7 protein-coding genes and 1 pseudogene are annotated in these 6,644 nt (G+C 29.8%); all 8 read left to right on the top strand.

Features of this window, described 5'->3' with window-relative positions; translation table 11 throughout:
• The first annotated feature begins 201 nt into the window (after positions 1 to 201).
• Positions 202 to 603 (top strand): DUF1292 domain-containing protein, encoded by a 402-nt coding sequence (locus Q0649_RS15645; protein WP_298844140.1) that lies wholly within the window; start codon positions 202 to 204, stop codon positions 601 to 603.
• Between the two features lie 125 nt (positions 604 to 728).
• Positions 729 to 1,373: an HAD-IB family hydrolase gene (locus Q0649_RS15650; protein WP_298844142.1), complete on the top strand. Its 645-nt coding sequence runs from the start codon at positions 729 to 731 to the stop codon at positions 1,371 to 1,373.
• A 96-nt stretch (positions 1,374 to 1,469) separates the two neighbouring features.
• Entirely contained in the window at positions 1,470 to 2,351 is an 882-nt protein-coding gene (locus tag Q0649_RS15655) for an aminotransferase class IV (protein ID WP_298844144.1), read from the top strand.
• 69 nt (positions 2,352 to 2,420) lie between these two features.
• Positions 2,421 to 4,421 carry a flagellar assembly protein A gene (locus Q0649_RS15660; protein WP_298844148.1) on the top strand — a complete coding sequence of 667 codons (2,001 nt, stop codon included), beginning with the start codon at positions 2,421 to 2,423 and terminating at the stop codon, positions 4,419 to 4,421.
• Positions 4,422 to 4,432: 11 nt separating this feature from the next.
• Entirely contained in the window at positions 4,433 to 4,882 is a 450-nt protein-coding gene (locus Q0649_RS15665) for a chemotaxis protein CheW (protein ID WP_298844150.1), read from the top strand.
• 14 nt (positions 4,883 to 4,896) lie between these two features.
• Entirely contained in the window at positions 4,897 to 5,385 is a 489-nt protein-coding gene (locus Q0649_RS15670) for a chemotaxis protein CheD (RefSeq protein WP_298844153.1), read from the top strand.
• A 22-nt stretch (positions 5,386 to 5,407) separates the two neighbouring features.
• A complete protein-coding gene (locus tag Q0649_RS15675) occupies positions 5,408 to 6,475 on the top strand; it encodes a chemotaxis response regulator protein-glutamate methylesterase (RefSeq protein ID WP_298844156.1) in 1,068 nt (355 codons plus the stop codon).
• A gap of 10 nt (positions 6,476 to 6,485) precedes the next feature.
• Positions 6,486 to 6,644 (top strand): annotated as a pseudogene (locus Q0649_RS15680) (chemotaxis protein CheR); the annotation flags it as partial.

Raw genomic sequence — 6,644 nt, forward strand, 5'->3', positions numbered from 1 at the left:
ATGCTAAAGAAAGATTAGCAGGATACCAAAAACTTGCTAGTGAAAAATAGTATTTAAAATTTTAAAGGAAAGAAAGATGAATTAAATTTCATCTTTCTTTTTTATTTACAATAATTTAATAAAAATAATTTAAAAAACCCTTTTATTATTTTATGTTTTAGGGTAAAATTAAGGTATACTGAAACTAGGAGGTACTACATTATGAATGAAGATAAAAATACATCTTGCGGATGTGGTGGTCACGAACATGACCATGAAAATAAAGGTTGCGGATGCGGTAGCCATGAAAATGAAGGCTGTGGATGCGGTGGTCATGAACATGATGAACATGAAGGCTGTGGTTGCGGATGTGGCGAAGGCGAAGGCGAAGCATTAACAGTAGATTTAGAAGATGAGAATGGTAACATAGTTCCATGTGAAATAGTAGATGGATTTACTTATAAAGAAAATGAATATGCTTTAGTTCAAAATCCTGAAGATGATTCAATATACCTTTTCAAGGTAATTGGAGATGAAGAAACAGGCGAATTAGTTATACCTGAGGATGAAGAATTTGCAGAAGTAACGGCATATTATGAAGATTTAATTAAAGAAGAAAAATAATTATAAAAGGAGCCGTTGCAAATGCAGCGGCTCCTTTTAAATTAAATTATTTCTTGCACAGCTGAGGTATCAGGATTAACATTAAGGTAATAATATTATAATATATTTTTAAAGGAGGAGTAAAATTGAAAGAAAAATTAGCTATTTTTGATGTGGATTATACAATAACAAAACGGGAGACTTTATTAGAATTTTATTTTTTTATGTTAAAAAAGAATCCCAAATATATAAAGTATTTGCCGAAAAGCATATTTTCGTCGATTTTTTATGTATTTAAAATATATGATGCTTCAAAAGCAAAAAGAACTTTTATAAGATTTATAGACGGCATAGAGGAAAATGAGATGAAAAAAATTGTTAAAGAATTTTATGAAAAACGTTTAAGCAAAATATTATATAAAGATGCCATAGATACCATAAAAAAAATGAAAAAGCAGGGGTATAAAATTTATTTGATTTCCGCTTCAGCTGAATTTTATTTAAACGAATTTTACAATATAAAAGAAGTAGATAAAGTAATAGGAACTCGATTTATAAAGGAGAATGGATTACATAGAAATCAGATGTTAGGTGAAAATTGTAAAGGTGAAGAGAAAGTGAAAAGATTAAAAGAAGTCTTACTTAAAGAAAATATAGATGTTGATTTTGAAAATTCATGTATGTTTTCAGACTCACTTTCTGATTTACCACTTTTTAATTTAGTAGGACATCCTTATTTGATAAATTATAAAAAAGCACATGATAAAATTGAAATTTTGAGATGGAAGTAGGACTATTTATAGGATATAAAGTATAATAAAAATATAAACATGGAAGATATGACAAAATTTAATTGTTATATCCTTAAAATAAGGAGGAGAATTTATATGGACAAGTGTACACAACTATATTTTTTATTTGGTGATGAACTTAAAAAGAGCGAAGAATTTCATAATTATTGTAGTGATGATGGAAAATCATTATATGAGGTTATAAGAGTAAGTGATGGAATACCAATATTTTTTATGGAACATTTAAGTCGCCTTGAGAATTCTGCTAAAATTATGAAATACAATTTAACTATTACGAAAAATGAAATTATAGATGGAGTTATTAAATTAATAAGTAAAAATAAAGTGGAAAATGGAAATTTAAAATTAGTTATAAACTATAATCCAGATGGTGAAAACCTTTATAAGGATGGGGTTAATGAAAAGTTCTTAGTATATTTTGTGGAGCATTCATATCCTTTAAAAGAGCAATATGCAGAGGGTGTTAAAACTATTACTTACCATGGAGAGAGAAGTAATCCTAATGCTAAGGTTATTAATAATGAGTTTCGTAAAAATGTAAATTTGAAAATAAATAGTAAGAAGGTATATGAGGCAATTTTAATTGATGATGATGGATATATTACAGAAGGTAGTAAATCAAACATTTTTATGGTAAAAGGATCTACAGTTGTAACATCTAGAGTCATTAATGTATTACCTGGAATTACAAGGCAATTTATTATAAAAACTTGTGAAAAATTAAACATAAAATTTATTGAAAAAGATGTTTTAGAAAAAGATCTTAAATCATACGATGGTTTGTTTATTTCAGGGACATCACCTAAGGTTCTCCCAATAGAAAGTGTGGATGGATTTTCTTTTAATTCATCAGAAAATTCAATAATAAAAGCAATAATGTTGGGGTTTGATAAAGAATTAAAAGAGAATAAACAAAAATTTGTAAAGTTTATTTCGAATAGAACGATAAATAAATAAAACATTCTGATATGTGGGATACAATAGAATGTTTATGGGATAAGTTATCTATCGGAAGAGGTGATACAAGTGGAGTATAAGTCGAAATTTCAAAAATTTGAAGGATCTACTGTTAAGGAGTGTTTAAAAAATGCAAGCATTGCTTTAGGCATTTCTAAAGAATTGCTTAAATATTCAATAGTTGATGAAAAAAGAGGTTTATTTAAGAAACATGTTATAATTTCTATTGATTCTATAGAAGAATTGCCTGGTGATGTTAGTCTAAATGTTAAACTTGTTAAAAGAGATGATTTAAAAACAGATATTTATAATGAAAAAGATGGTACTATAGAAATAAAAAATGGTAAAATAATAGTCAAAAATCCTTGTGATGGTGGCAAATTAGCTGTAATTTCTAATACTAATATTAATAATATTACACTAATTGTAAATGGAGAAAATGTTGGCGTACGTGCTAATGTGAATGAAGAAAGTATTATTGAGGCGTTTCTAAAAGAAGGTGAAGCACAGAGGCATTTGAATTTAAGAAGAAGCTTAGATAATATGGAGGCTTACATTAGTATAGAGTATAAACCTAATATAACAAATAAACTCAAAGATTGTGAGCCTATGAATTCAGTCTTATTAGAAGTAGAAGCTAAAGAAGAAGTTATGCCACCTAAATTTACGGAATTAGAAATTAACAAGGAATTACTAAATAATAATATTAAATATGGTATTTTGAAGATGAATATTATAAAATGTGCGAAGGCACACGAAATTTTAGATTTGCTTATTGCTAAAGGAAATAGAAATATAGACGCCGTAGATGATAGATTGGAAATAAATTACAAGCAAGCGGGAAATAAAAATACTATAAATTATGATGATGAAGAGAGTATAGACTACAAAGCTATAGGTTCAGTACAAGGAGTTGAAAAAGGACAGCTTTTGGCTACTCTTTATTTAGGTAAAAATGGAAAAGATGGAATAGATATTACAGGTAAGAATATAGTAACTAAAATTGCAAGAAGAATACTACTCGGTGTAGGAGAAGGTTGTAAAATTGAGGATAGGTATAAGGTTGTGGCAACAACTGATGGTAGACCATCATCAAGGGGAAATACTTTCTTCGTTTATAAAACTCATAAAATAATAGGAAATGTGGATTTGAAAACAGGCAATATTCAATTTGTGGGGGATATAATTATAAGTGGCAGTGTACGAGAAGGGATGAAGGTAGAAGCAGGTAATTCTATTTTAGTTAAAGGTAGCGTAACAGATGCAGAAATTGTTGCGAATGGTGATGCTGTGGTAAATGGTAATGCCATTCATTCAGATATCGCGGCTGGAAAAGAAGATGTATTAATTTTAGAGTATTTAAGCGATTTAAAGAGTATGAAGAATGATGTCTCAAATTTAATATCTTCTATAAAACAATTAAAAGAAATGAAGCTTATAGCAAGAGGTACTAGTGATGGAGAACTTGTTAAGATCTTACTTGAAACTAAATTTAAAAAGCTTCTTCAAACTTCAGTTAGAGTAGCTAAAAGGATACTCCAGCAACAAGATACGCAAGATGAATTATTATTTATTATTAAAAATAAAATACTTGGTGTTGGTCCTCATAATATACAAAATTATGAGGAATTAAATGATGCAATAAAAATTACTGATAATAAAATATTAGCGCTAAATATGAATTTAACTCTTCCTGTAAATGTAGTGTTAGGTTATTGTCAAGATTCGATAATTAAGAGCTCCGGTAATATTATAATTACCGGTAAAGGGGAATATGTATCACAAATAGTGGCAAGTGATAGCGTTATATTTCAGCAAGCCGAAAGCTTAGCTCGTGGTGGAGTTATTAAAGCTGGGAAAGAAATTAGATGTAAGATAGTTGGAGGACTTGGGGGAGTATCAACAAAACTTGTTGTAGAAGATTATGGTCAAATATGGGCGGAACTTGCTTATCAAAATACTAGTTTTATTATAGGTGAGAAAGAATATATTCTAGATCTTCCTAGCAAAAATGTTCATGCCTATATAAATGAGAACAGGGAATTAATAGTTGATAAATTACAAGCGTAGGGGGATTATACATGAATGAAAAAGAAATTAAGGTACTGGTTTTCAGTGTAAATGGCGAACAATATGCTACAAATATTATGGAAGTGGAGCGAATACTAGAATATGAAAAGGCCACTAAGGTTCCAAATTCACCACAATTCGTTGAAGGTGTAATAAACTATGAAGATAGTATTTTGCCGGTGATAACACTAACCAAAAGATTTAATTTACCATCATCTAAAATTGGTAAGGATTCTAAAATAATAGTTACAAAGCAGAATAATAGTAAAATAGGGATAATAGTTGATTTTGTATCAGAAGTTAAAGATGTAGCTAGTGTTAACATAGAAGATTCGCCACAAATAATAACAGGAATATCCAAAAGATATATTAAAGGGCTTATTAAAATTGATGGTAAAATAATTATATATTTAAATATTTCATCTATATTGACAGATGAAGAAAAAATACAAATATTATAAAATAGGGTGTAATTATGGAATATAATGAGATAAAGGTAGGGATTGCAGATTTAAATGTAGCATTTTCTCCAGATAAATTAATAACTGTGGGACTTGGATCTTGTGTTGGAGTTGCAATTTATGATAAGCATATGGAAATTGCAGGACTGGCACATATAATGCTTCCAGATAGTAGCCAGTTTAATAAAATATCAAATGAAATAAAGTTTGCGGATTTAGCTATACCTATTTTAGTTACAAATATGATTAGCAAAGGTGCGAAGCTATGCAATATGCGTGCTAAAATAGCAGGTGGTGCGTCAATGTTTAACTTTTCAGATAAAAGTATAATTATGGATATTGGCAATCGAAATAGTATGGCAGTGAAAAATGCTCTGAAAATTCTATCTATACCACTACTTGCAGAAGACATTGGTGGCAATAAAGGTAGAACTTTGATATTTGACACAACTAATGGTCTACTGTCAATTAGGACTGTAGGAATGGGAACCGTAGAGATTTAACTAAAGGTTGAGGGGATATATAATGCTTAAAAAGATAAAAGTTTTTGTAGTAGATGATTCAGCGTTGATGAGAAAAATAATTTCTGATATGATTAACTCTGAAATAGGAATGGAAGTTATAGGCACAGCGAGAAATGGCGAGGAACTTTTATCAAAAATGATTCGTAATGAACCTGACATAATAACTTTGGACATTGAAATGCCCAAAATGGATGGTATAACGACGCTAAAGAAATTAAAAACAGCTAATATAAATATACCAGTTATAATGCTTAGTAGCAGTTCTAAGGCTAGTACAGAGTTAACTATGATGTGCCTTGAACTAGGTGCTTTCGATTTTATTGCAAAACCGTCTGGGGAAATATCATTAGATATAAATATGGTTAAAGATGAATTGGTTGAAAAAATAAAATTTGCTTATAATCAAAGTAAAGTTAGAACTATCATTCCCCTTGAAAAAAAGATAAATATAAATAAAGTAATAATGCAAAAAAATATAGAACGAGAATCAAAAGTAGTTCCAAGTATTGATGCCGTACTTATTGGAGCATCTACTGGTGGTCCAAAAGCATTATATAAAGTAATAACAGTATTGCCCGATAATATAGGAGTACCAGTTTTAGTAGTGCAACATATGCCAACTGGATTTACAAAGGCTTTTGCGCAGAGGCTGAATTTGAATAGTAATTTAAAAGTTGTTGAAGCCTGTGCGGGTGATTTAATTGAAAAAAATATAGTTTATATAGCACCTGGTGGATATCATATGGAGGTAGGACGTGACAAGAAAATAAAGTTAAATACAGAGCCCACTATTTGGGGTGTTAGACCAGCAGTAGATAAGTTATTTGATTCAGCAACGGCGGTCTATGGTTCTCATCTCTTAAGTGTTATTCTTACTGGAATGGGCCGTGATGGAGCCAAAGGAACCGAAAATATTAAAGACAATGGTGGAATTACTATGTCAGAACATGAATCTACTTGCACTATATATGGTATGCCAAAAGCAGCTTTTGAAACTGGCAAAGTAGATAAAGTTGTACTACTTGAAAATATTGCGCAGGAAATAATTAAGGTTGTAATGGGGAGATGAGAAAACGCTAATGGATTTAATAGATTTTCAGCATTGGGTTTTAAAAGAATATAGTATAGATTTGTCGGCGTATAAATCTAATCAGTTGCACAGACGAATTTTAAGCTTGATGTCAAGAGTGGGGGTTAACTCTGTAGAAGAGTATATTAGTTTACTTAAAAAAGATCCT

The organism is uncultured Clostridium sp., assembly GCF_937920395.1.
Classification (GTDB): Bacteria; Bacillota; Clostridia; order Clostridiales; family Clostridiaceae; genus Clostridium_AD.

Coding starts and splice junctions, on each gene's coding strand:
- Q0649_RS15665 (WP_298844150.1), top strand. CDS start 4,433: ATGAATGAAAAAGAAATTAAGGTACTGGTTTTCAGTGTAAATGGCGAA.
- Q0649_RS15645 (WP_298844140.1), top strand. CDS start 202: ATGAATGAAGATAAAAATACATCTTGCGGATGTGGTGGTCACGAACAT.
- Q0649_RS15655 (WP_298844144.1), top strand. CDS start 1,470: ATGGACAAGTGTACACAACTATATTTTTTATTTGGTGATGAACTTAAA.
- Q0649_RS15670 (WP_298844153.1), top strand. CDS start 4,897: ATGGAATATAATGAGATAAAGGTAGGGATTGCAGATTTAAATGTAGCA.
- Q0649_RS15675 (WP_298844156.1), top strand. CDS start 5,408: ATGCTTAAAAAGATAAAAGTTTTTGTAGTAGATGATTCAGCGTTGATG.